This is a genomic window from Nocardia sp. NPDC049737, from assembly GCF_040674755.1.
Classification (GTDB): domain Bacteria; phylum Actinomycetota; class Actinomycetes; order Mycobacteriales; family Mycobacteriaceae; genus Nocardia.
Genome location: NZ_JBFANH010000059.1, coordinates 1 through 24,518, shown reverse-complemented (window position 1 = coordinate 24,518; position 24,518 = coordinate 1). Strand labels below are relative to the sequence as shown.

The window sequence follows — 24,518 nt, the reverse complement described above, 5'->3', positions numbered from 1 at the left end:
ACGGAGCGAGTCTTACGAGCGACCCGTTCGCGGCCCGTCTCGCGTCCGAGCCGTCGAAGCGCACGCGACGAAGTCGCCAGTATCGGCCGCTCGGCCGCGAGACACTAGGGGGCCGCGAACACGCAGCGCCGCAGGCGCTGCAAATCAGGCAGAGCCCAGACGCTCCTTCAGCGCCTCGAACTCGTCGCGCACCCCGGAAGGCAGCTTGTCGCCGACGAATTCGAACCACTCCTCGATGAGCGGGATCTCCTTGCGCCATTCGTCTGCATCGACGGCGAGTGCCTCATCGACATCTACGGGGTCCACCTTCAGACCCTCGAGGTCCATCTGAGCGGCGGTGGGCACATTGCCGATCGCGGTCGGCTCGGCCTGCGCCGAACCCTCGATGCGGCCGACGATCCACTCCAGTACGCGGGAGTTCTCACCGAATCCGGGCCACAGGAACCGGCCGTCGCCGCCGCGACGGAACCAGTTGACGTAGAAGATCTTCGGCAGCTTGTTCGCATCCGCGTTCTTGCCGACATTGATCCAGTGGTTCAGGTAGTCACCGACGTGGTAGCCCATGAACGGCAGCATCGCCATCGGGTCGCGGCGCACAGTGCCGACCTTGCCTTCGGCGGCGGCGGTCTGCTCCGACGACAGGGTCGCGCCCATGAAGACGCCGTGCTGCCAGTCGAAGGATTCGGTCACCAACGGGACGGTGGTCTTTCGGCGGCCGCCGAACAGAATGGCCGAGATCGGCACACCCTGCGGGTCGTCCCATTCGGGAGCCAGGATCGGGCACTGTGACATCGGCGTGCAGTAGCGCGAGTTCGGGTGCGCGGCAAGGGTTTCGGTCTCCCGCAGGTACCAGTCGTTACCCTTCCAGTCGATCAGGTGATCGGGCTCGCCCTCCAGGCCCTCCCACCAGACGTCATTGTGGTCGGTCAGCGCGACGTTGGTGTAGACGGTGTTGCCCGCCTCCATTGTGGCCATGGCGTTCGGGTTGGAGCTGTAGTTCGTGCCCGGTGCGACACCGAAGAAGCCGTATTCGGGGTTAACCGCGTACAGGCGGCCGTCCTTGCCGAAACGCATCCAGGCGATGTCATCGCCGAGGGTCTCCGCGCGCCAGCCGGGAATCGTCGGCTGGATCATCGCGAGGTTGGTTTTACCGCAGGCGCTCGGGAAGGCCGCGGCGATGTAGTACGCCTTGTTCTCAGGGGAGATCAGCTTGAGGATCAGCATGTGCTCGGCCAGCCAGCCCTCGTCGTGGGCCATTGCCGAGGCGATGCGTAGGGAGTAGCACTTCTTGCCGAGCAGCGCGTTGCCGCCGTATCCGGAGCCGTAGCTCCAGATCTCGCGGTCCTCGGGGAAGTGGGTGATGTACTTGGTGTCGTTGCACGGCCACGGCACATCGGCCTCGCCCTCGGCCAGCGGAGCGCCGACGGAGTGCAATGCCTTCACGAACGGCTTGTCGGCGCCGAGCTTCTCCAGCGCGGCGGCGCCCATGCGGGTCATCACGCGCATCGAGACCACGACGTATTCGGAGTCGGTGATCTCCACGCCCAGCTTGGGGTCCTCGGCACCGAGCGGGCCCATGCAGAATGGCACCACGTACATGGTGCGGCCCTTCATCGAGCCGCGGTACAGCTCGGTCATGGTGGCGCGCATCTCGGTGGGGTCGACCCAGTTGTTGGTCGGGCCCGCGTCGGCCTCGGTCTTCGAACAGATGTAGGTGCGGGATTCGACACGCGCCACATCGGAGGGGTCGGAGAGGGCGAGGAAGGAGTTCGGCTTCTTGTCCTCGTTGAGTTTTTTGAAGGTGCCCGCCGCAACGAGTTGGGTGGTCAGCCGTTCCCACTCTTCGTCGGAACCGTCCGCCCAGACCACTCGCTCTGGTTGAGTGAGTTCTGCGACGTCCTGTACCCAGGCGAGTAGTTCGCTGTGCTCGGTCGGCTGCTTGCCGTCGGAATCGCGAAGACCAGGAATGGTCGCTGAGGTCATGAAAACTCTCCTGAGATGGGCGGTTCACGGTGTAGCCGCCTAGGCTGACCATTTCGAGCGACCTGCGAGCAGTCGCTGCGGTAATGCCCATGACCAGCGCGAATACACCGAGCGCCACCGTTGGCGGGAAGGCACCCGCTACGACCAGTCGAAAGCGCGTCATGGCTGGACCGCGTACAAGGACGAAGCGGACGCCCAGGTTCCTGCTTAAGAGGTTAACGCGATGTGACGACCAGTACGGAATCGGGTTCCTGCAGGAGTACCCACTAAGTTACCTAATCAAAAGAACTGCGATACCGATCGAGGATGGCGATATCGCGTTCGCAGGCGGCGAGCTGACCAGGTTGCTCGGACGCTGCGCGGCGCAGTCTGGCCTCCAATTCGGCCACCTGACGGTCGATTTCGACGATTCGCTCGGTGCTCGCGCGGATGACGCGGTCCGATAGCGCGGTCTCCGATTCCACCAGTGCGGTGGCGACCCGCTGCTCCAACTGGGCCTTCACATTCACCAAAGCGTCCGCGACCCATTGACGGAGGTGCGCGCGGTCGGCGACCTGACCGCGGGCGCGCACCACCCAAGCCGCCGCACCGGCTCCGAGCAGCAGCGTCACCGGTACGGTCGCGAAATCAAGGGCCTGCACGACCGAGAACGGGGCGACCAGTAGACGGCCGATGCCGACCCCCGCGGAGGCGCCGAGCGCGATCATGAGGTGATCTTCGACACCTCGATGCCGCGGCTCCGGATCCGGGCCGACGCGCAGGGCCGGATCGCGCCATCGCGGTGGCGTGTCGCGGTCGTGTTCCGGTACTGCGCCGATGCGATCGGTGAGCTCGGACAGCCGCTGATCGATGGTCCCGTCCACGGCGTTGGTCAGTTCGTTGACCGCCTGCTGTAAGCGTTCGGGATAGCCGGCGGATTCGGCGCGACGCAAACGGTCGAGTTCGCCCCGGGCGGCGGCGTGCAGTGCGCGGACCCTGGCCCCGACATCGGTCATCAGATCGACCCTGGCCAGATGCAGTTGGCTGCGCAGGGTGGACATGGCGGTGGCGCGGCCGCCGTCACGTCCGGCGAGCAGCACGGCGCGTTCCTCGCGCCACTGGATCGGTTCCGCGCCGGAGCGCAGCACCGCGACCTGTTCGGCGACCCGCCTGCGGGTATCGGTCAACACGCGCGTGGTGACCGTGGCGATCCGGTCGTCGGATTCGGCGCCGGCCGTCGCCGCCGCGAGTTCCGCGTGTAGCGCGCCGAGGCCGGAGCGATCGAGCAGGCCGGCATCGCCCGCCGCCCGGCCCGCCACCGCGAGCCGCGTCGATACCGGCACGATCGCCAGATCGTCGATGCCCTGGGCGGCGAGCAGTTCGAGGTTGTGCGCCTGCACCGCGCGCCAGTCCTGATAGGCGTGGATGCCGTTCATGGCGAGCAGGATCCTGGTGCCGTCGGCGCGCAGGCGCCGCACCACATGCAGGGTGTCCGCACCGAGGGCACTACCCGCGTCCAACAGTATGAGCGCGACCGCTGACGGCGCATTACCCGACGGCGACGTGGTCTCCACGGCCGCGCTCGCATCGGGCGCCGGATCCGAGAGCGGGATCCACGGCTCGAACCGAGCCAGCTCGGTGCGCAACAGGCTCGTATTTGCGTCATCGGGCCCGATCAACGACACCGCCGACGCCACCCCCGTCCCCCGCACCGCGCGCAACAGCGCCGTCCCCTGTGGATTCCACCGTGCGATGACCGCCTCGACCTCTGGCGCCAGCGAGCCCTTCTCGGGTTCGGGCGATCCATAAGGAGCCCCGCGTGACGCAACCGCTGACCGCCCCTGCGCGGCGGCCGGTCGCTCCGCTGGTCCAGCCGATTCATCCCCGCTGGGCGGCGATCCGCTGGGCGGCGATGCCTGTGCCGCCGAACCACTCGCGGATCGGCGTGGAGCAGTGGCGGATTCATCACGCTCGGGCGCACTCGAGCCCGGCTCCGCGCGTGCGGAATCCGGTTGTTCAGAGGCCGGCACTGCTCATCCGTTCCCATAGCCGGATGTAGCCGTTGTGGACGCGGAGGGCGGCGCGGCGAGCGGCGGGGGACATATCGCTGGAGACCACGGCGCGCCAGCGGGCGGCCCGGGCCAGGGCGTCGTCGGCATCGGACGGTGCGGGTGCGCGATATCCGGCGGCCAGATGGGCGACCTCCGGGTAGGCGAGGCCCGCGCAGAGGCCGAGCCAGAGCGCGTCGTCGCCGAAGAGGTAGTCCTCCAAAACGTCCCGTGCGTTCGCGCCGTCGACGGGCACGGCGCGGGCGGCGAGGCGGATCAGTTCGTCGAGGAGTTCGCCGCCGCGCAGTGCGGATACCTGTTCGTAGCGGCGGTGCAGTAGGCGGTGCAGCGGATCGATACCGCTGGCCGCGTGCATGATCTGCAGCAGTGCGTGCGGACCGAGTTCCGGGTCCTGGCGCAGCGCGGACAGCGCGCAGGTCACGCCGTACAGATCCCAGCGCTGCAGCAGTTCTTCGCGCTCGGCGACATCGGGTCCTGCCGATGCCGCGACGAACAGGTCCGGCGAGAGCGTGAGCGCCGGATCTGCGGTTTCGGCGAGGCGGCGCAACGTGACCATATCGGCCTCGCTCACCGCACCGGCCCTGGTGCGCACGGCCAGCGAGGCGACCACGGGCAGTGTGATGGTGCCGAGGCCGCCGCTGCACTGCTCGGCGGCGGCGACCACATCACCCCACCGCGACCCGATGGCATCGGCCTTGTTCAAGACCGCGACGGTGCGCTCCGGCGGCAATTCCGACAGAATCCGCCGGTCCGCGGGCTGTGCCGCACCGGAGAGCACGTAGACGATGACGTCGGCGTCGAGTTCAGGATCGGCCACGCCTGGTTCGTCGATCGGAGCCGTCTCCACCGCCGACATCAACGCCAGCGCATGCAGCACCGTGGTCCGTCCGGTATGCGCCCGCCCGGTCACCTGAATGCGCGGCGGCCGACGCCACCGCGCGATGGCGGTCCCCACCTGGCCCACGATCCGCGGATCAGCACCCGAGCGCAGCACCGCGAGCAGGTGGTCGAGTTGGTCCAGTTCCCGTGCGGGCCCGCCCGGTCGGATCCGGGGCCCCTCGGATTCGGTGGTTGTCGGCAAAGCTGCACACCCCCTTTTCGGTGCGCCATTCTTGCAGACATACCGCGCGGACGGGCCGCTGGCGACTGCTTGTGGGTCGCTGGAAAGGATCAGCTGCCGCTGAAGTATTTGTTCGCGGTTCGCACGGCCCAGTTCGGCGCGTATTTCGCGGCGGCCGCCAGTACCTTTGCCTGCGCGCCGATTTCGTAGTGCACGCGCGGCAGCCGTCCGCGCTTGCGGGTCACGTCCCAGATCCCCTGCGCGACGTCCTCGGCGGTCAGACGCACGCCGAGCGACTTGGTCGTGCCGGTTTCCATCCCTTCCACCATGGCGGTGGATACGAACAGCGGCCACACCGCGATCACCCGGATATCGTGGCGCTCCCACTCGAGATCCAACGCCTCCGTGAGGCTTTTGACCGCGGACTTGGTCGCGCCGTAGCTGGCGAGTTCGGGCTGTCCGTAGATCGCCGATGCCGAGCACAGATTCACCACCTGAGCGCCGGGCGTATCGCGCAGATAGCTGAACGCGGCATGCGTACCCGCTATCACCCCGCCGAGATTGACATCGATGATCGTCTGGTGCGTGGCCAGCTCGATCGATTCGAACCGTCCAGCGCGCAGAACGCCAGCATTGTTGATGAGGATGTCGAGCCGATTCTCGTCACCGTTGAACTCGGCGAGACGCTCGGTCCAGTGAGTGTCGTTCGTCACATCCAGTACCCCGGTGCGCACACTGCCGTCGGTGGCGTGGATGTCGGACGCGAGCCTGGTCAGCCCCAACTCATCGATATCGTATGCACCGACGTGATACCCCTGTGCAGCGAAAAGTAGGGCCGTGGCCCGGCCGATACCCGCCGCCGCACCGGTGATGAACACAGTCGGTCTACTCATGCGCGCAGTCTAGTGCGGGAGCAAGCCCCCTACCTCGGGGTTCCCACAGATGCCGTGGTCACTTAATCTGGCGGGATGGTCGGCACCATAGACGGTGCGCAGCTTCGCTTTTCGAAGGCGGCAAGCCGACCAGGCGGAATCCGTTCCGCTGGTCTCGATGAGGAGGTTGCCGTGACCGTCGATGTCATCGGTGCTGAGCCGGACGCGTCCGGCGATAGGAAGCCACTGCTACCCAGTAGCGATCCCTTCCTCCGACCACCGAAAGGCTTCGCGGCTCGTCCGGCCGGGACCATCCTGCGCAGCCGTCGCGTCGAACTCGCACTGTTCGGACTTGTGCCGCAGCAGGTCTCGGCCTGGCAGCTGCTCTACCGCAGCTGTGATATGCACGGCACGCCGGAAGCGGCGGTCACCACGGTGCTGCTGCCGCTCGACGCCGACCCGAACGAGGACCGCCCGCTGCTGGCCTTCCAGACCGCGATGGACGCGGTCGCCGAGCGATGTTCCCCCTCTTACGCCCTGCGTCGCGGTTCGCACGCGCTCGGCTCGGTCACCCAACTCGAATGGATGCTCGTGGCCAACGCACTGCGCCGGGGTTGGGCAGTGAGCATCGCCGACCACGAGGGCCCGCACGGGAATTTCGGTGCGCCACGCGAGCCCGGCTACCGCGGACTCGACGGAATCCGCGCCGCGCTGCGCTTCGCACCGCTGGGTCTGCATCCTGATACCCAGATCGCGGTCTGGGGTTATTCCGGTGGTGGCATGGCCAGTTCGTGGCTGGTGGAGATGGCGCCGACCTACGCGCCGGAGCTCGATATCGTCGGCGCGGTGCTCGGTGCGCCGGTTGGTGATCCGGGCCAGGTCTTCACCCGGCTCAACGGCGGGCACTACGCCGGATTACCCGCGATTGTGGTCGCGGTGCTGCGCAGGCTCTACCCGGCGCTGGCCGCGGTCTTCGAGAGCGATTGCGATGCCGAGGGCCACCGGCTGATCGAGCACGCAGAACGGTCCACACCGGTCGCGGCGGTTCTCGGGCTCATCAATAGAGATGTCGGCCACCATCTGAGCCGTCCGCTCGCCGAGGTGCTCGCCGCACCCGAGATGCAGGCCATGCTCGACGACTTGCGCCTCGGTCACTCCGCCCCGACCTGCCCACTGCTGGTGGTGCAGCCGGTGCACGACCAGATCATCCATATGGACGGCGTCGACGGCCAGGTCGAGCGCTATCGCCGGGGCGGCACACAGGTCACCTACGTGCGCGACCGGCTCAGCGAGCATTTCTCGCTGCTTCCGCTGGCCACCCCGATCAGCCTGGACTGGCTCAGCGATCGGCTCGCCGGAAAACCGGTGCGCGATGTCGGCGACAGCACGGTGTGGTCGGTCGCCGCCTCGCCGACCGGCGTGCGCGGGCTATGGGAAATGCTCGGCACCGCGCTCAAGGTGGCGCTGGGCAAGCCGCTGCGTCAGGAGACCGAGCCAGCGACTCGAATCCCCCGCGTACGCGCCGCATAACTGTTCGTCTCGGGTGATCCGCAAGCGGTCCGCTACGACCGCTTGCTGCCCGCATCCTGCGATGCTGGACAATGGAGCGCGTGAACGACGCCGCGAACCATACTGCCGAGTCAGTTCCCGGACCGCCGTCCACAGCTTCGGCTCCGGCGGACAGTGGATCCCGAAAAGGCTCGGGCTCACGCCTGTACCCCCGAGTGACGAGCTTCCGCTCGCGTCGGGGCGCACTCACCGCGACCCAGCAGCAATCCTGGGATCGCACCTGGCCCAGGATCGGCCGCGATGTGGCCGACGAACCACTCGACGCCGCCGCCTGGTTCGGTCGCGACGCTCCGCTCGTCATCGAGATCGGTTGTGGGACAGGCACCGCCACCGCCGCGATGGCGCAGGCGGAACCGCATCTGAATCTCATCGGCATCGAGGTCTATCAGCCCGGTCTCGCGCAACTGGTGCAGCGCATCGAGCGCGAGCAGATCGACAACGTTCGCCTGTTGCGCGGCGACGCCGTCGATGTGTTGGAGAACATGATTGCTGAGCAGTCGCTCACGGGCGTCCGAGTCTTCTTTCCCGACCCGTGGCCGAAGGCGCGACACCACAAGCGGCGGCTGCTGCAGCCCGCGACATTCGCATTGATCGCCAATCGCCTTCGGCCCGGCGGTGTGTTGCATGTCGCGACCGACCACGCCGACTACGCGGAGTTCATCGCGGCGGTCGGCGCGGCAGAACCACAGCTCATCGGCCTGAACGAGACCACGGGCGGGGTCAGTGCCGAGCATCGCGACAGCGCGCCGATCGGTTTCGAAAGGCCAGTCACCAAATTCGAAGGCAAGGCACATCGCGCCGGAAGCGCCATCAACGAGTTCATATGGGGGAAGATCGGATGATGAGTGTCGGTGAGATGGCCCGTGAGGTCGTGGATGTTGCCGGGGAGGTGCACGGGACCGGATCCGAGGTGATCGGCGCGGTTACGCCCGATGTGCGTCGGGTGCTATTGGTCTGGGACGCCCCGAATCTCGACATGGGCCTCGGCGCGATCCTCGGCGGCCGCCCGACCGCCGCCTATCGACCGCGCTTCGACGCGCTCGGCCGCTGGCTGCTCGCGCGCACCGCCGAACTATCGGTGGGCAGCGCGACCCGGGTCGAACCGGAAGCGACCGTCTTCACCAATATCGCGCCCGGCACCGCCGATGTGGTGCGGCCGTGGGTGGAGGCGCTGCGCAATGTCGGCTACGCGGTCTTCGCCAAGCCCAAGATCGATGAGGACTCCGATGTCGACGCGGATATGCTCGCGCACATCGAGCTACGCAGTCGCGGCGCCGGGCTGGCGGGCATCATGGTCGCCTCCGCCGATGGCCAGGCATTCCGCGAACCGCTCGAACGATTGGCCGCCAACGGAATCCCCGCTCAGATACTCGGCTTCCGTGAGCATGCGAGTTGGGCCGTAACATCCGATACCCTCGAGTTCGTAGATCTCGAGGACATCCCGGGCGTGTTCCGTGAACCACTGCCCAGGGTCAGCCTCGACTCGCTGCCCGACGAGGGTGCTTGGCTGCAGCCGTTCCGGCCGCTGTCGGCGCTACTCACCTCTCGCCCTGCCCAAGGAGTCGCTTAGTGTTCACACGCTGGGGCGATCTGGTCTATCGGCTGCGCTTTGCCGTCATCGGCATGGTCGCGGCCGCACTCTTGGCACTCGGCGGTTACGGCCTAGGCCTGGAAGACCATCTCAGCTCCAGCGGGTGGGATGATCCCACGTCGCAATCGGCCACGGCGGCCAAGTTGTCCGACGAGGCGTTCGGACGTGATCACAACAGCGATGTGATCGTGCTCTACCCCGCACCGAACGGTACGACGATCGATGATCCCGAATTCCGGCAGAAGATCGTCGACAGCCTCAACAAGCTGCCGCGCGAACATCCGGATGAGATCGCCAAGATCAACGGCGCCTACTGGCAGACCGAAACCGGTCCGGCGTCACCGTTGACATTCGGTTCGAAGGATAAGAAGTACACCTTCGCCTCGATCGCCATCCAGGGCGATAACGACACCGATATGGTACGCAACTTCCGGAAAGTGAAGGATGTCTTCGCGATTCCGGGCATCGACGTGCAGGTCGCGGGTCTGCAGGCGGTGGCCGGCACGCTGAACGACACCATGGCCGCCGACCAGAAGCGGATGGAGATCCTGGCCATCCCCGCGGTCGCGGTGCTGCTGTTCTTCATCTTCGGTGGTGTGGTCGCGGCGGCGCTGCCGCTGATCGTCGGTGGTCTAACGGTGATCGGCGCCTGGGGCATCGTCCGGTTCGTCACCCAGTTCACCGAGGTCAACTCGTTTGTCTCGCCGGTCGTTTCGATGATCGGTCTCGGTCTGGCCATCGACTACGGCCTGTTCATCGTGAGTCGGTTCCGTGAGGAACTCGCCGAGGGCTACGACACGCGCGCGGCCGTCCGCCGCTCGGTGATGACCGCGGGTCGCACCGTGGTGTTCTCCGCGACCATGATCATCGCCAGCCTCGGCGGCATGCTGCTGTTCCCGCAGGGCTTCCTCAAGTCGATCGCGTACGGCTCCATCGCGACCGTCTCGCTGGCCGCGCTGACCGCCATCACCATCCTGCCCGCGATGCTGAGCATCCTCGGGTCGCGGGTGGATATGCTCGGGCTCAAGCGCTTCCGCAAGACCAAGACCGCCGAAGAAGTCGAGACCAGCCTATGGGGCACGACGACCCGCTGGGTGATGCAGCATCCGCTCAAGATCGCGATCCCGATCTGCATCCTGTTGCTTCTGCTGATCATTCCGGTCAAGAATCTGGCCTTCGGCGGTATCAACGAGCGGTATCTGCCGCCGGATAACGCGACCCGACTCGCACAGGCGAAGTTCGACTCGATCTTCCCGCTACGCAAGTCCGATCCGATTCAGCTGGTTTTCGTCTCCGGTAACAGCAATGACGTCGGCAAGTTGTGGACCGCGGCGAAGCAGGCGCCCGGCTTGAACGGCACCTTCGACGTGCCTGCTCAGTCCAACACGGACAAGGAAGTTTTCCGCACCAGCGCGACGCTCGCGGATTCGGAGAACGCGGATCCGACCATCGACTATCTGCGCTCCCTGGAAATTCCGGACGACGTGCAGATGTATGTCGGCGGCCAGCCCGCGATCCAGAAGGACAGCATCGACGCGCTGCTGCACCGGATGCCGTTGATGATCGCACTGGTGCTGTTCGTCACCACGCTGCTGATGTTCCTCACCTTCGGCTCACTGGTGCTGCCGATCAAGGCCGCGTTGATGAGCGCGCTCGGATTGGGTTCCACGCTCGGCATTTTGACGTGGATCTTCATCGATGGACACGGCGCGAGCCTGTTGAACTTCACGCCGCAGCCGATCATGTCGCCGGTGTTGGTGCTGATCATCGCGGTTATCTACGGTCTTTCGACCGACTACGAGGTATTCCTGTTGTCGCGCATGGTCGAAGCGCGCACGCAGGGGGCTTCGACGACCGAGGCGGTGCGCATCGGTACCGCGCAGACCGGGCGCATCATCACCGCCGCCGCGCTCATCCTGCTCGTGGTGACCGGCGCGTTCGCGTTCTCCGATCTGGTCATGATGCAGTATCTGGCCTACGGCATGATCGCGGCGCTGTTCATCGACGCGACGATTCTGCGCATGCTGCTCGTCCCGGCCACCATGAAGCTGCTCGGCGACGACTGCTGGTGGGCGCCGGCGTGGATGAAGAAGGTACAGCAGAAGGTCGGGCTCGGCGAGCCGATTCTGGACGACGAGCGTCCCGGCGGGGGCGAGGTCGTCGACCTGGTGAAGACCACGCCGATAACCGATCCGGTGACGATGCAGATGCCCGCGCTCACCGATAACGTCAGTACTCGGTCGCGGTCACCGCGGCGGCCGCGCACGGTCGAGGAGATCGAGGCGGAGGCGCCGACACAGCATTTCGCGAAAATTCCGGCAGACCCGCCGGTGCCACCGCGGCCGGTCACGCCGCATGATCCGACTCGGCCGCGCGCGAGTTCGCCGTTGCATACGCCACCGCCTGGACCGCCGGTGCCCCCATCCGGGCCGCCATCCGGACCTCCTGCATCGTCCGCGCCGGGATCGCCATCGGGGCAATCCGCACCAGCCGCGCCGCGGTTGCCGTCCGCGCATGCCGCATCGCTCGGCCAGTCGGCGCCTCCCACACCGCTCGGCCAGTCGGCGCCGCCCGAGCCCATTCGGCCGCGGCCGGTTCCGACGATTTCGGGGGCGTCCGAGCCGACTCGTCCGATTCCGCCTGCACCCACGCCCACGCCTCCCCCGCCGCCCGCTCAGCCGACGCCGATCCCGACCGCGGACCATCCGTCCCACCACGCGGCACCGCAGCTGCCCGGCACTTCGAATGACGATGCGCCTGAAGAGAACCGCAGCAGCATCGAAAACTGGATGGCCGAGCTGAGGTCCAACCGGCGCCGCATCGGCAAGCCCGACGAAGGTCGCCATCACAGCGCGGACGGGCGGACGGTCAGCGTGAACGAGTTGCTGCGGCGGCGGGATCGCGAGTAATACGTTGTACGGCTGTGGCTTTCGTTGCCGCTAACACAGGTGTCAGCGGGATTCTGCTGAATCCGGGTTTGTGGCACCGGCTTCGGCGAAGGCGCGGGCGTAGCGGGTACCCGCCAGCAGCAGCAGGACGCCGACTACCAGGAAGGCCGCTACTCGGACCAGACCGTCGAGGGTGGCGAGGTCGAAGAAGAACAGTTTGGCCAGAGCGGCTGCGGTGACGAGAAGTCCGGAACCGAGGGCCAATTTGGCGACGGCGGCCGAGCGGGACAGGTTGCGCAGGCCGAAGAACAGTGCGGCGGTGGCAGCGGCCATCCACAGGATGGTGGCGGCGCTGTGGCCGATAATGAAGCCGTCAGCGCTGCCCGTCGCGATGCCGATCGAGACCGCGGCGGCGGTTATGGCATACAGGCCCGCAATGCTCGCGACGACGAACAGCGTCGATTCGTCGGTTCCGCCCTTGGTCATGCCGGGGAGTCTCCGAGCGCACCAGACGCCCACAACGATCACTGCGAGCGCGAGGACGGCGTCCAGTGCGGTCGAGATACCCAAGCGCAGGTGCGCAAGCCGTTGTGTCGCAAGCGCTTCCGGACTCACGGTGGCGAAGTACACTACCGAACCGAGCAGCGTGAACGCCGCGCCGATGGCGGCGGTGATGCGGGAGCGCTGCTGTCCGGCTGAACCGAGGTAGCAAAGCGCAACCAGGAACAGTGCGATCGGCAGGGTCTGCACTCGCGTCACGCCGACGCATGCTTCGAACAGCGCGAATGAACCGGCGATCGCGGCGACGAAGGCGATCGAACCCGGAATCCGCACCAGCTCACGCAATTTCGGCACGCTGTGCAGCGATGCCACGGCCAGCAGCACCGCCGCATAAGCCGCCGCGACCAAGGTCGCCGAATGCCGCTCGAACATTACGGGTGCGGCCAAGAGCGGAACTGTGGACAGCGCGAAAGTCAGCGCGGCGACGATATCACCGGATCGCCTGCGCACCACTAGAAAACCGCCGACGAGCCCGATCACCGCAATCGCCACCGCGGCCGTGAGCAGCCAGTACACCCGGCTCGGCGCCGGATTATCCACGGCGGCAATGGCAATCGCCAGCAAAGTCGCCAATATCGCGGGCACCGTGCGCACCACATGTAGGAATGGCCAATCGCGGACCAATTGCACCGGCACGCATGTCAACTGCAACACGATCAGGAATGCGAGCAGCACCAATTCCGAAGTGACGAACGGCGACAACAACGCCGCTCCCGCGACCACGAGCACCGCAAGCGGCTGCGACTGCCACCGCATCGCCAACCCGACCCCACCCGCCGCAACACCTAATGCCACCGCGAGCCCGACCACCGGCTGTAGCCAGTCGTAGATCGCCGTCACCGCAACCACATCCAGATACATCCCGGCAATACCTGTGGCAGCCAAGGAAATTCCACCAACCCGGCCACCCGCCCGCCCGAACACCCGCACCCCGGCTCCGGCCAGTGCCGCCGAGAACACAGCTCCAGCCACAACTCTCGGCACCGGCCCGAAGAACCCCGCCTGCGCGGCAAGCACCAAAAGCATCACCACCCCGATCAGCGTCACCCCTACCCCGGCCACCGCCAGCACCCGACTGATCATCCCCTCCTGCTGCCACCACGGCGTCTTCGCCGCACCCCGCCGCGGCGGCCACGGCGGCACCCCCGGCGGAACCGCCCCACCAGCCGCCCGCGGCGGCACGAACCCACCGCCCACGCCCGAAGGTCCTAGCACCCCACCGGGCACCCCGCCCGGCGCCGCAGCCCATCCGGACATCCCAACACCGCCCGCCTGTCCATATCCAGGCACCGGCCGCGTCCACCCCGAAGGCGCAACCGGCGGCATCGGAATCCGCCCTCCCTCGCCAGGAACTGGTGCCGACGGCACAGCACCCGCCATCGGCGCGCCAGACACCGCCCCTGCGGCAGGTACACCCGGTGCCGCACCCGCTGCGGGCCCCTGGGCTGACGCCGCCGCCGACGCACCTGCCGCGGGCATGGCACCAGTCTCCGGGGCCGATCCCGCACCCTCCGACGCCGGAGGCATGGCCGGAACACCCGGTACCCCACCCGTCCCAGGCGCAACGGGAACGCCCGCAGAAGCTGACTGCCGCGGCACCGCACCACCTGCAGGTACAACCGGCGCACGCACACCCGACACCGCAGGCTCTGCAGACACACCATGAGTACCCGAGGCCGCGTCCTCGACGGCCGCACCCCCCGCTGGCCAGGCCGGAACACCCGGCGCCGCACCTGTCCCAGGCGCAGCGGAGTCACCAGAGATCGCTTCGGCCGTCGGAGCCAACGGAGCACCACCCTGCTGGCCACCCACCGCCTCTGGGGGTCCGGACACAGGCTCGCCGCTGCCGCCGAGCGGCACCGGGGTCGGACCGAGCGGATACTCCCCGCGAACCGAGAAGCCGGTCGAATCCTTCGAGACCGCGGGTGCCGCAACTGAATCCGCGATGATCTGCGCTCGTAACAAATCCAAATCTCGGCCGAGGACGCCCATCTGCGTTCCCAACGCAGCGAACTCCCCGGACAACCGCGAAATCAGCGCGGGATCGATAGACGTAGTCATATCCCCAATGCTGATTTCTCGAGCGCACCGGAACATGAGTAGAAACCACTGGTACTCATCCGGGATCTACTCGAATTCCAGCTGCGCGAACGAGTCACCCAGTACCGAGCTGCGCCGCAGCGCTACTGTGGCCGCTACACCCGAACCACCTTCAACAGCCTCGCCAAGCCGACGTAGTCATTACCCACAGCTGATCGCTGAGTCACCCCTGCCGATCAACCCCCGCCCGCCGGTGGCAGGGCGGGGGTCGGCGCTGATTACAGGGTGTGGGAGCGCATGTTGGTGACCTGGTAGACCGCATTGATCACCGCGGAGCGGGGTGGCATGAGCAGAACGCCGGGGGTTGGTTCGCCCGCCCAGTGCCAGCCGAGTGGGGAGTCGGTGGTGGGGAGCAGGACGTGGCGGCCGGGTGGGGTGACGGTTACGTAGTGTCCGGCCAGGCAACGGCGCACGCTGATCTCGACCGGTACGGCCGGGCTCGGCGGTGCGACGAGGAAAGTCCAGGTGCGTTCGCCGGGTTCGGCAACCACCGGGGCCGTGAACGTCCGGTCGAGGGCGGCCAGGACTTTCTGGCCCAGATCCGGTGGCATCACCAGGGCGCCGAGGATGGAGCCGGTGGTGATCATCGGGCGACCGGCCAACAGTTGGACCGGCAGTCCGTACCGATGTCGCAGCATATGCGCGATTTCGTGAGGGGAGTGACAGCGCTCGAACATGGCCTACGCCTCCCCTCGTCCACAGACCGGGCAGCCCCCTCTGCGTAGCAAACCGTGCTGTTCGCGCACGCGGTGGGTGTGGCGCGCGAATCGACTGGTCTGGACACCCGGCTCGAGCGCGCGGTCGGCGCGAAGAGCTCGCACGGTGGTATTCGGCATGGTGATCATTGCCGCCGCCCTTTGCATTCTCAAAGTTGCAGAAAGGCAACGGTATTCCAACTGAGCAGGAACGAGTCGTACGTAATGTCCCACTTCCGGTGAGCGCGATCACTTAACGTCGTACGCTGAAACAAGGATGTAACAAAGGACTTGGCTAAATGGACGATTCGTCGATCGGCGTGCGGATAAGACTGTTCCGCGGAAAGGCACTCACGCAGCGCCAACTCGCCGACCAAGCCGGTGTCAGCGTTGACCTGGTGCGCAAACTGGAACAGGGTGGCCGCCAGACCGCGTCGATCGCCAGTCTGCAAAAACTCGCGCGCGCACTGGATGTCGACATCTCCGACCTGGTGGGCAAGCGACACGGTATCCCCTCCGGCAATCCCGATGCCGGTATCGTCGCCATCCGACGCGCACTGACCCCGGTCGACGATCTGCTCGGCGAGATCCCGGACGAGGATGCGATCGGCCTCGACGAGGGCAGTCGGGCCGTCGATTACGCGTGGGGCGCCTACTGGACCGGTCACTACGAATTGCTCACCTCGATCCTGCCGACCGGGCTCATCCAGCTGCGAGCAACGGTGCACACCGCCCGCAACGGCGCCGTCGCATCCGCGAATGAACTACTCGCACGGATGTATTGGGTCACCGGCTGCACCCTGGTCCATCTCGGGCAGACCGACCCGGCGTTCCTCGCGATCCGCCAGGCACTCGCCGCCGCCGAGCTCGGCAACGATCCGCTGCTGCTGGCCACCATTCGCGGCTCGGTCGCCTGGCAGCTATTGGTGCAGGGCCGTTACGAGGAGTCGCGCAAGGTCGCGCTGCGTGCGGCGGCGAATCTGGAGCCCGACGGTGACGAGACCCCGGCGCATCTGTCCGCGTACGGATCGCTGATTTTGCAGGGCGCTACCGCGGCCGGTCGATCGCAGGACGTTCCCGAGGCGTTGTCGCTGGTTCAAGCGGCGGCTGAGGTCGCGCTGCGCATCGGCGCCGATCGCCACGACTACGAAACCTATTTCGGCCCTTCGCAAGTCGTCATGCAGACAGTCGATGTGAATATCAGCTCCGAACGCTATCCGGAGGCGCTGACCGCCGCACAGGACATGCCCGCGAATTGCGGTCTGCCCCAGGCCTCGCGCGCCCGGCACCTCACCGATACGGCCGTCGCCTTCGCCCGCACCGGCCAGCACAAGCGCGCCCTCGCCGCCCTGCTCGACGCCGAACGCGTCGGCGGTGCCGATTGGATCAAATACCAGTCGCTGCCCCGGCACATCGTCTCCGAACTACTGGACCACGACCGCCGAGTTCCCTTGCGTACCTTCGCCCGCCGCATCGGCGTCAACACCTGACCCCGGTCGGCTCCGAAATATGCTGACTACCAGGTGACTTCAGGCAGTTCGATATCGAGCGGGAAACGACGATCGACCTGCACCCGGGTCCGGTGCACGCCCGTCGGCGCGTATCCGCCCTCGGGTAACAGCTCGAACATGTAGATCACGATCGCGTTCTCTTCATTCTCCACGCGCCAGAAGCATTTGATGCCCGCTTCGGCATACTGCGCGGGGCGAAGCACTCGGTCCCTGGTTTTCGTTCCGGAAGAAACGACCTCGATGGCGAGGTGAACATCCGGGGGCCGCAATTGTGCACACGATCAACCCCCCATCAACTTGCGCCACTGGGCGCGCAGGGAGTGCTTGGCGGTGATCGAGCCGAAGCGGATTCGGCCGTGTACGACGACGTGCAGTGGGCCGAGGGGTGGTCCGGTGCGGACCTTGTTGTTGACGCTGGAGCCGATGAGGTCGACGGCGTTGAGGTCGACGGTGGCCTCGGCGGGGACGATCAGGGTGAGTGAGCTGAGGTAGTCGTCGACATGCACCTCGACGACCTGAGTGGACATGATCGCCTCGGTGAAATCGAGGGTGACGCCGGAGAGCCAGTTGTTCAGCTGCAGCGCGGGCGCCACCTGCCAGGGACCGCGGCGATTGACGCCGGAAAGGCGGCTGCGGATCACATTGCCCGGCGTGACCTGTGTCGGGACCGAGGGCGGCGGTGAGACCCGCTTCGTGAATGCCGGCGAAGCGTTCACGAAGGTCGAGGGCGGTGCGGCGGGCTGACCGATGAGTCGCACGCCCGGCAGGTCGACAAGTACGGCATTGAGTTCGCCACGGGTCTTGGCGGCCAGCGCGGTATCCATCCGCTCGGTGAACTCCCCGAGGGAGAGCATGCCGAGCCCGACGGCGCGCTGCAGCAGTTGACCGACATGTTCGCGCTCGGCATCGGAAACGCGCAACTCACGGTCGCCGACCACGTCACCGGAGCCGACACCGTTGGATACCGATTCGGGGCCACCCATGAATTCGAGATTACCGAGCCCAGCGCACCCGACGCATCAGGGCAATCCCCGAGTTCCCGCTCCCCTCGGCCCGATCTCCCGTTTTCGGCACCGTTCCGCCGGGCACCTCATGTGGGGGCTCGCTAGTGGAACCGGTGTGGCACGGTGAATGTTTCCCACGCGCCGTCCGCGACATGTTCGGTATCCCCCCGCAGGACGATCGGGCCGCACCCGGAGCCTTCGAGGTGGCCGAAACCGTTACGCAGTTGCTCGAGAACCTTGCGCCACCTACTTCGAGAACCGCTACGCATCTACTCGGGAACCGTTGCGCACCTATTCCAGTCCCTGCTCGATGGCATAGCGAGTCAGTTCAACCCGATTGGCCAACTGCAACTTCCGCAAAGTCGCCTGCACATGGTTTTCCACCGTTCGATGACTGAGCCCGAGCCGCGACGCAATCTGCTTGGCGGACAAGCCTTTCGCCACCATCCGCAGCACCTCGGTCTCCCGCTCGGTGAGCGCGGGACGATGCGGTTCATCCGGTTCGGTAGGCGCGGTCGCCATCCGCCGATACTCACCGAGCACCAACCCTGCCAGGCCCGGCGTGAATACCGGTTGCCCAGCCGCGGTGGCCCGCACAGCCTCGATCAACTCGCTAGCCGATGCACTCTTCACCAGATACCCCGAGGCCCCCGCCTTGATCGCATCCAACACATCACCGCGCTCGGCCGAGGCCGACAACACCAGCACCCGACTCTCCGGCGACACCCGTAGCACCTCCGCAGTGGCCTGCGCCCCATTCCCATCGGGCAACTGCATGTCCATCAACACCACTGCAGGCCGCACCGCCGCCGCCCGCCGAGTAGCCGACCCCACCCCATCCGCAGTCGCGGCAACCACGAACCCGGCCTCGGCCAGATCACGGGAAACCCCGTCGCGCCACATGGGATGGTCGTCCACCACCATCACCGAAATCGCCTCGGCCGCTTCGTCCCTGGTCACAAGGTCCTCCTTTGCACACGGATACCCAGGCAGCCAGGGGTAACCGATGACCCGATCGCCTCGGCCGCATCACCACTGGTCACAAGGCCCTCCTGCGCGCTCGAGCTCCTGGTCGCTAGGGGCAATCGATGACCCGATCGCTTCGGAAGCATTACCACTGGCCATAGTGTCCTCCTGCACACTCGAACACCGGTATGCACCGACCTCTGGCCGCTGCGGGAGTTCACGCGGCAGCGTCCGCACGCCGGTCGTCATTCACGACGAAACCTGCGCCAGCGAGATGTTGTCGCGCACTCACCCCACCCCTCCCGAACGCGGCACCCGAAACTCCCACTCGGTACCGAACCCAACCCCACCAGCCTCCTCGGTCAGCAATACCGCCGTTCCCCCCAACGTCTCGATGCGACCGATAATGGATCGCGAAACCCCCATGCGCCCCTCGGCTTCCGCCTCCGCCAAACGCCCCGGCGCAATCCCGACACCGTCATCACGCACGCTGACGATCAGCTCATCACCGGTATCCTCCAGCAGCACATAGGCTTTTGCATCCGGCCCGGCATGCAGCGCGACGTTGGACAGTGCATTCGCCACCGCCGCCGCAATCTCACCCGCCATCCATCGCCCGACCCGAACCGGCTCGCCCGGCGTCGAAACGAAGACCGATGGCGTCGCATGCACAGTCAGCAGCGGCCGCAGGTCCACATCCGCGCCACCGGTATCCCCGTGCCTTCCCTGCTCGGAGATCAAAACCCGCAGCGCCACTTCCTGTTCCGCCGCCCGCTGCGCCAATTCCTCGGTGGCACCGCCGATCTCGTTGCCACGCCGCTTTATATAGCTGAGCACCTGCAGCACGCCGTCATGCACCTCACGAGCCAGCCGCTCCCGCTCCTCGGTCGCCGCGGTCAAGCGAACGGCCCGTTCCAGCTGTCCCTGTGCCCGACGCGCGGTATTGGCCGCGAGCCCGAGCGCGAGCCCGATGGAGACGAGCACCGGCGCGGTCGCATCGGCCCACACGTCTTGACCCCACTGCTGCCGCACCGTCACGATCACCGCCGCAATCAAAAGTCCGGACAGCACACCGGCGAGTGGTCCACGCAGAATCGCCACTGAGACAACGGCATTGGCGACCCACAGCGTGGTCGGCAGCGTCTGATGGCCGTGGTACCAGCCGTAATCGGCGACCAACCGGGTCGAGGCGATCAGCGCGATCACCATCAGGTGATCCCCGATCACCACCCACGACCGCAGCCGCGCTACATCGGGAAAGTGCCACTGCGACAACATGAATGCGGACGCACCCGACCACACCGCCATCACGGCGATCAGTACCCAGCTCAGCTGCCGGCTCTGGTAGTACTGCACCGAGGCAATCTGCTGGCCGACCGCATAGAGCAGCGTGACCAGCCGCAATGCCTGCACCGCACGCCACAGCGGCGCGGTCGCCGCATCGGCCGCGCTCAGCTCGGCTGCCCTGACCTCAGCCTGGACCGGTCGAGTCATCCGAGCGGTCCTCCCGATGCATCTCCTTGGTCAGCACCGCATCCACATCGAACCGGCCGGGCTCCGGTTTATCCGGCTCCACCGCAAATCGACCACCGTCGCCGGTATGCAGTTCCTCGAACGCCTCCTCCGGACCTTCCGACAGCAGCGACCGAATCGCGGTATTCATCACCGCGACAAACGGCACCGCCAACAGGCCGCCCGCGATCCCGCCGAGCACAATGCCCGCGGCAATGGCCAGCACCACCGCGAGCGGATGGATGCTCACCGCCCGTCCGAGCAGCAATGGTTGCAGCACATGGCTTTCCAGCTGCATCACCGCGATGATGATGCCGAGCACGATCACCGCGGTCACCCAGCCCTTGGTCACCAATGCGATGAATACCGCGATGGTCCCGGCGAGGAATGCACCGACGATCGGGATGAACGCGCTGATGAACACCAGCGAGGCCAACGGCAATGCCAGCGGGACCCCGAGAATGGCTAGGCCGGCACCGATGCCGATGGCATCGACGAGCGCCACCACCACGGTCGCGCGCACGAACCCGACCAGCGTGCCGAAGCCGAGTTGCCCTGCGGTGCGCACCTTTTCCCGATGCGGGGTCGGCACGATCCGGGTCACGAAGTGCCAGATCTGGTCTCCGCCATAGAGAAAGAAGATGAGAATGAACAGGGTCAGGAAGGCGCCGGTGAGCAGGTGACCGATGACCGTCGCGGTGGTCAGCGCACCGCTGGTGAGACTGTCCTGATTCTCCCGGATCGTCTTGACGATCGTGTCGCCCGCACTGCGGATCTGCTCATCGCTCAGATGCGGTGGACCGTTGATCAGCCAGTCCTGAATTTCGTGAATGCTGTGCGTAATTTCATCGGACAACTGCGGTACGCCCTCGATGAACTGCTCGATGACAAAGGTCATGATCCCCGCGACCACCCCGAGTGATCCGACCAGCGCGACGAAGACCCCCACCGCCCGCGGCACCCCGAGCCGCTGCATCCAGTCCACCAGCGGCGCCAGCAATGCGGCGGCCAGCATGCCGATGGCGAGCGGGATGACCACCGTCGCCAATTTCTGCACCACCATAGAGCTCGCGATCAGTGCGGCGAACATCACCAGCAGCCGCCACGCCCACTCGGCGGAAACTCGAACGAACGGGTGCACAGAATCAGCAGCCGACCGTGCAGCATTGGCTTTTCCGAGAGCACTTACCTTCTGGTCGGTCACCTCCGCGAGCCTAATGGCCGCAGAGCGCCGCGGACATGCTCGATTGAGCTGAACGCTAGATTGGTCAACGTGTCAGCGCCCTTGGAAGCGGTCAAACAGACCATGCGAACGCGCTGGCCGCTGTACCTGACATCGATGCTGTTGGCCAATGCCTTCGGCGCGGTCCTGGTGTGGGCGTTCATCCAATATGGACTCCCGGTTCCCGAGGGTGAGGCGGCCGGTGCGCGACGCACCGGCCTGTTGATTCCGGGTCTGGTTTTCACCACGGGCGGTTTGCTGAGCCTTGCCGCTTCGGCGCTCATGCTGCGTCCGGTCATGCGCTGGCAGATGCGTGGTGGGCCGCCGAGCCACCAAGAACAGATGGCGGCACTGCACGCACCGCTGCGCCAGGCGATCCTGCATCTGGTGCTGTGGCTGATCGGCGGCGCCATTCTTGCCGCCACCATCATCGCGGACGCGCCCGAGCTGGCGGGCGCGGTCATCGTCACCGAATGTATGGCCGCGACGATCGTCTTCGGTTTCACCTACATGCTCGGCGAGCGGATTCTGCGCCCGGTCGCCGCACAAGCCCTCACCGAGGGCTCGTTCGACCACACGCTGACGCCGGGCGTCGGCACCAGGATGGGGATGACCTGGGGTATGGGCACCTTCGCCCCCACCATCGCCATCGTGCTGCTGTGCGTCACCCAGATCTCCTCGGATGTGAAGTTCTCCGCGCAATCGCTGGCCATTTCGATTCTGTTGCTGTGCGGCGTGGTGATCATGCAGGCGCTGGCGCTATCGATGCTGACCGGCTCCAGCATCTCCGACCCGGTGCGCCAGCTCAGCCAGGCCATCGACCGGGTACAGGAGGGCGCCCGCGACGTGCAGGTCGAGGTGTTCGACGGCAGTGAGATCGGACTGCTGCAGGTCGGCTTCAACCGCATGATGGAAGAAGCCGCCAAGCGCCGCCAGCTCCAGGAACTGTTCGGCCAGCATGTCGGCGAGGAAGTGGCGCAGCGGGCACTCGACTACGGCACCGAACTCGGCGGCGAGACCCGATTCGTGGCCGTCCTGTTCGTCGATATGGTCGGCTCCACCGCGACCGCCGCGGAGCGACCGCCGACCGAGGTGGTCAGCCTGCTCAACGAGTTCTTCCGGATCGTGGTCGATGTCATCGATCGACATCACGGCTTCGTCAATAAATTCGTCGGCGATGCCGCGCTGGCGATTTTCGGCGCACCGCTGGACCGCCCGGACGCGCCGACCGCGGCCTTGGCCGCCGCCCGCGAACTGCGCGAAGCCCTGCGCGAGGTGCCCGGACTCGATATCGGAATCGGAGTTTCGGCCGGCCTGGCCGTCGCCGGAAATATCGGCGCCGCAAACCGTTTCGAATACACCGTGATCGGCGATCCGGTGAACGAGGCGTCGCGCCTGACCGAACTGGCCAAGGATCAACCCGGCCGCGTACTCACCTCGGGCAGCGCGCTGTATTTCGCCGACGAGAGTGAGCAGGAGTTTTGGCTGACGGGCGAGGAAGTCCAGCTGCGCGGGCGGCGACGAAAGACCATGTTGGCCTGGCCGAAGGATGGGGCCGCGGTGCGAGCGACGACGGGCACGGAGGAGGCAGCCTGCGTAACCACGGAGGGCCCCGGGAGCACCGCCGATTAGATGCTGGCTCCGCACGTCGATGCAGACAGCGAATCAGTCGGTTCGTTAGGCTGACCGAGTGACGGCCAATGGGGAACTAGCCGGCGAGCCTGCGCCGCAGCCGTCCGACGACCCCACCGACAGACCGGCGAGACGTGGTCGCCGGAGCAAATTCTGGTGGCTCAAATGGGTTGCGGGCATCGCCCTGCTGGCATTGCTGATCGGCGAGGGTTACTACCTCTGGCCACGATTACACGATTCCTGGAATAAGCTCACCGAAATTCACTGGGGTTGGGTCGCGGCCTGTATCTGGCTGCAGGCAATGTCGATGAGCGGATTCAGCCGGGTACAGAAACAACTGCTGCATGCGGGCGGTGTCGAGGTCCGCCAGCACAAATCCGTCGCCGTCGTCTACGGCGCCACCGCAATGTCGGTGACGCTGCCTGCCGGACAGGTGTTCTCCACCGCCTTCACCTATCGCCAGACCCGCCGATGGGGTGCGAATCCGATCGTCGCCTCCTGGCAGTTGGTGATGTCCGGTGTGATCGCGACCGCCGGACTCGCACTGCTCGGCGTCGGTGGTGCACTGCTGGTCGGCGACCGGGTCGGGCCGTTCAAGCTCATATTGTCGCTGGCCGGCGTGGTAACGCTGGTGTGGGCGGGCAACCATCTATCAAAGAATCCGGGCGCGCTGGAGACCGTGCTGCGCCGCGGACTCGCGCTGCTCAACCGGATCCGCAAACGCCCCGCCAAGCAGGGCATGAACAAGCTCGCCGATATGCTCACGCAGCTGGAATCGGTGGATCTCGGAAAGCGCGACGGGGCAATGGTCACGGGTTGGGCGCTGGTGCACCGCTTCGCCGACGTGGCCTGTCTGGGTGCGGCTTGCTATGCGGTCGGTGCCGATCCGAAGCTGGCCGGTCTGCTGATCGCCTTCACCGTGGGCAAGGCCGTCGGCTCGATCCCGTTCGCACCCGGCGGCATCGTCTACGTCGATGCGACGCTCATCTACGGCCTGACCGCCGGTGCGGCCCTGCCCGCCTCCCAGGCCGTCGCCGCCGCCTTCGTCTACCGCCTGGTGAGCTTCGTCCTGGTCGCGATCATCGGCTGGATCGTCATCGCTTTCCTCTTCCGCAAACCGCAGGCCGATGATGCCGAATTCGAGAAGGAATTCGAACAGCGCCGGCTGTGATGTTGGCCGCGCCTGCGGCGCGGCGTGTTCGCGGCCCCCTGGTGTCTCGCGTCCGAGCCGTCGAGACTCGCGACTGCGTCGCATGCGCTTCGACGACTCGGACGCGAGACGGGCCGCGAACGGTCGCTCGCAA

The 24,518-nt window shown here is 66.4% G+C and carries 18 protein-coding genes; 7 read left to right on the top strand and 11 right to left on the bottom strand.

Annotated elements, in window-relative coordinates:
• Window positions 1-144: 144 nt before the first annotated feature.
• The 4 genes from AB0J47_RS40515 to AB0J47_RS40500 form a co-directional block, all read right to left on the bottom strand.
• A complete protein-coding gene (locus AB0J47_RS40515) occupies window positions 145-1,983 on the bottom strand; it encodes a phosphoenolpyruvate carboxykinase (GTP) (protein ID WP_364359467.1) in 1,839 nt (612 codons plus the stop codon).
• 275 nt (window positions 1,984-2,258) lie between these two features.
• Window positions 2,259-3,647 (bottom strand): hypothetical protein, encoded by a 1,389-nt coding sequence (locus tag AB0J47_RS40510; RefSeq protein ID WP_364359464.1) that lies wholly within the window; start codon window positions 3,645-3,647, stop codon window positions 2,259-2,261.
• A 331-nt stretch (window positions 3,648-3,978) separates the two neighbouring features.
• Entirely contained in the window at window positions 3,979-5,112 is a 1,134-nt protein-coding gene (locus tag AB0J47_RS40505) for a hypothetical protein (RefSeq protein ID WP_364359461.1), read from the bottom strand.
• 89 nt (window positions 5,113-5,201) lie between these two features.
• On the bottom strand, window positions 5,202-5,984 hold the full coding sequence (locus tag AB0J47_RS40500; RefSeq protein WP_364359458.1) for an SDR family oxidoreductase: 783 nt from the start codon (window positions 5,982-5,984) through the stop codon (window positions 5,202-5,204).
• 171 nt (window positions 5,985-6,155) lie between these two features.
• Between AB0J47_RS40500 and AB0J47_RS40495 the strand changes: the two genes are divergently transcribed.
• The 4 genes from AB0J47_RS40495 to AB0J47_RS40480 all read left to right on the top strand — a co-directional run bounded on the left by AB0J47_RS40495 (window position 6,156) and on the right by AB0J47_RS40480 (window position 12,032).
• Window positions 6,156-7,493, top strand: a complete 1,338-nt coding sequence (locus AB0J47_RS40495) for a lipase family protein (RefSeq protein ID WP_364359455.1) — start codon at window positions 6,156-6,158, stop codon at window positions 7,491-7,493.
• Window positions 7,494-7,564: 71 nt separating this feature from the next.
• Window positions 7,565-8,374 (top strand): tRNA (guanosine(46)-N7)-methyltransferase TrmB, encoded by an 810-nt coding sequence (gene trmB / locus AB0J47_RS40490; RefSeq protein ID WP_364359452.1) that lies wholly within the window; start codon window positions 7,565-7,567, stop codon window positions 8,372-8,374.
• Window positions 8,374-9,102 (top strand): NYN domain-containing protein, encoded by a 729-nt coding sequence (locus AB0J47_RS40485; protein ID WP_364359449.1) that lies wholly within the window; start codon window positions 8,374-8,376, stop codon window positions 9,100-9,102. Before trmB ends, AB0J47_RS40485 begins: the two co-directional genes overlap by 1 nt.
• Complete coding sequence (locus AB0J47_RS40480) at window positions 9,102-12,032, top strand: MMPL family transporter (RefSeq protein WP_364359446.1); 2,931 nt, start codon at window positions 9,102-9,104, stop codon at window positions 12,030-12,032. The genes AB0J47_RS40485 and AB0J47_RS40480 overlap by 1 nt, the downstream gene beginning before the upstream one ends.
• A gap of 42 nt (window positions 12,033-12,074) precedes the next feature.
• Here the strand turns inward: AB0J47_RS40480 and AB0J47_RS40475 are convergent, their stop codons facing one another.
• Window positions 12,075-13,829 carry a DUF2339 domain-containing protein gene (locus AB0J47_RS40475; protein WP_364359443.1) on the bottom strand — a complete coding sequence of 585 codons (1,755 nt, stop codon included), beginning with the start codon at window positions 13,827-13,829 and terminating at the stop codon, window positions 12,075-12,077.
• 1,061 nt (window positions 13,830-14,890) lie between these two features.
• On the bottom strand, window positions 14,891-15,310 hold the full coding sequence (locus AB0J47_RS40470) for a hypothetical protein (protein WP_364359440.1): 420 nt from the start codon (window positions 15,308-15,310) through the stop codon (window positions 14,891-14,893).
• Window positions 15,311-15,666: 356 nt separating this feature from the next.
• On the opposite strand from AB0J47_RS40470, the gene AB0J47_RS40465 reads away from it, so the two are divergent.
• A complete protein-coding gene (locus AB0J47_RS40465) occupies window positions 15,667-16,857 on the top strand; it encodes a helix-turn-helix domain-containing protein (protein ID WP_364359437.1) in 1,191 nt (396 codons plus the stop codon).
• Between the two features lie 26 nt (window positions 16,858-16,883).
• Here AB0J47_RS40465 and AB0J47_RS40460 read toward each other — a convergent pair whose 3' ends face one another.
• From AB0J47_RS40460 to AB0J47_RS40440, 5 genes are all read right to left on the bottom strand, one after another.
• Window positions 16,884-17,147: a Uma2 family endonuclease gene (locus AB0J47_RS40460; protein WP_364359434.1), complete on the bottom strand. Its 264-nt coding sequence runs from the start codon at window positions 17,145-17,147 to the stop codon at window positions 16,884-16,886.
• A gap of 12 nt (window positions 17,148-17,159) precedes the next feature.
• Complete coding sequence (locus AB0J47_RS40455) at window positions 17,160-17,861, bottom strand: DUF1707 domain-containing protein (RefSeq protein WP_364359431.1); 702 nt, start codon at window positions 17,859-17,861, stop codon at window positions 17,160-17,162.
• 312 nt (window positions 17,862-18,173) lie between these two features.
• Complete coding sequence (locus AB0J47_RS40450; protein ID WP_364359473.1) at window positions 18,174-18,806, bottom strand: response regulator transcription factor; 633 nt, start codon at window positions 18,804-18,806, stop codon at window positions 18,174-18,176.
• Between the two features lie 330 nt (window positions 18,807-19,136).
• Complete coding sequence (locus AB0J47_RS40445) at window positions 19,137-20,342, bottom strand: DUF5931 domain-containing protein (RefSeq protein WP_364359428.1); 1,206 nt, start codon at window positions 20,340-20,342, stop codon at window positions 19,137-19,139.
• Entirely contained in the window at window positions 20,320-21,564 is a 1,245-nt protein-coding gene (locus tag AB0J47_RS40440) for an AI-2E family transporter (protein ID WP_364359425.1), read from the bottom strand. Before AB0J47_RS40440 ends, AB0J47_RS40445 begins: the two co-directional genes overlap by 23 nt.
• Window positions 21,565-21,666: 102 nt before the next feature.
• On the opposite strand from AB0J47_RS40440, the gene AB0J47_RS40435 reads away from it, so the two are divergent.
• On the top strand, window positions 21,667-23,214 hold the full coding sequence (locus AB0J47_RS40435; protein WP_364359470.1) for an adenylate/guanylate cyclase domain-containing protein: 1,548 nt from the start codon (window positions 21,667-21,669) through the stop codon (window positions 23,212-23,214).
• 58 nt (window positions 23,215-23,272) lie between these two features.
• A complete protein-coding gene (locus AB0J47_RS40430; RefSeq protein WP_364359422.1) occupies window positions 23,273-24,385 on the top strand; it encodes a YbhN family protein in 1,113 nt (370 codons plus the stop codon).
• Window positions 24,386-24,518: the final 133 nt, after the last annotated feature.

What these genes read in the sequence shown, in the direction of transcription:
- AB0J47_RS40475 (WP_364359443.1), bottom strand. Translation starts at nt 13,829, where the DNA reads ATGTCCGGATGGGCTGCGGCGCCGGGCGGGGTGCCCGGTGGGGTGCTA.
- AB0J47_RS40485 (WP_364359449.1), top strand. Translation starts at nt 8,374, where the DNA reads ATGAGTGTCGGTGAGATGGCCCGTGAGGTCGTGGATGTTGCCGGGGAG.
- AB0J47_RS40465 (WP_364359437.1), top strand. Translation starts at nt 15,667, where the DNA reads ATGGACGATTCGTCGATCGGCGTGCGGATAAGACTGTTCCGCGGAAAG.
- AB0J47_RS40455 (WP_364359431.1), bottom strand. Translation starts at nt 17,861, where the DNA reads ATGGGTGGCCCCGAATCGGTATCCAACGGTGTCGGCTCCGGTGACGTG.
- AB0J47_RS40500 (WP_364359458.1), bottom strand. Translation starts at nt 5,984, where the DNA reads ATGAGTAGACCGACTGTGTTCATCACCGGTGCGGCGGCGGGTATCGGC.
- AB0J47_RS40470 (WP_364359440.1), bottom strand. Translation starts at nt 15,310, where the DNA reads ATGCTGCGACATCGGTACGGACTGCCGGTCCAACTGTTGGCCGGTCGC.
- AB0J47_RS40450 (WP_364359473.1), bottom strand. Translation starts at nt 18,806, where the DNA reads ATGGTGGTGGACGACCATCCCATGTGGCGCGACGGGGTTTCCCGTGAT.
- AB0J47_RS40435 (WP_364359470.1), top strand. Translation starts at nt 21,667, where the DNA reads ATGCGAACGCGCTGGCCGCTGTACCTGACATCGATGCTGTTGGCCAAT.
- AB0J47_RS40515 (WP_364359467.1), bottom strand. Translation starts at nt 1,983, where the DNA reads ATGACCTCAGCGACCATTCCTGGTCTTCGCGATTCCGACGGCAAGCAG.
- trmB (WP_364359452.1), top strand. Translation starts at nt 7,565, where the DNA reads ATGGAGCGCGTGAACGACGCCGCGAACCATACTGCCGAGTCAGTTCCC.
- AB0J47_RS40445 (WP_364359428.1), bottom strand. Translation starts at nt 20,342, where the DNA reads ATGACTCGACCGGTCCAGGCTGAGGTCAGGGCAGCCGAGCTGAGCGCG.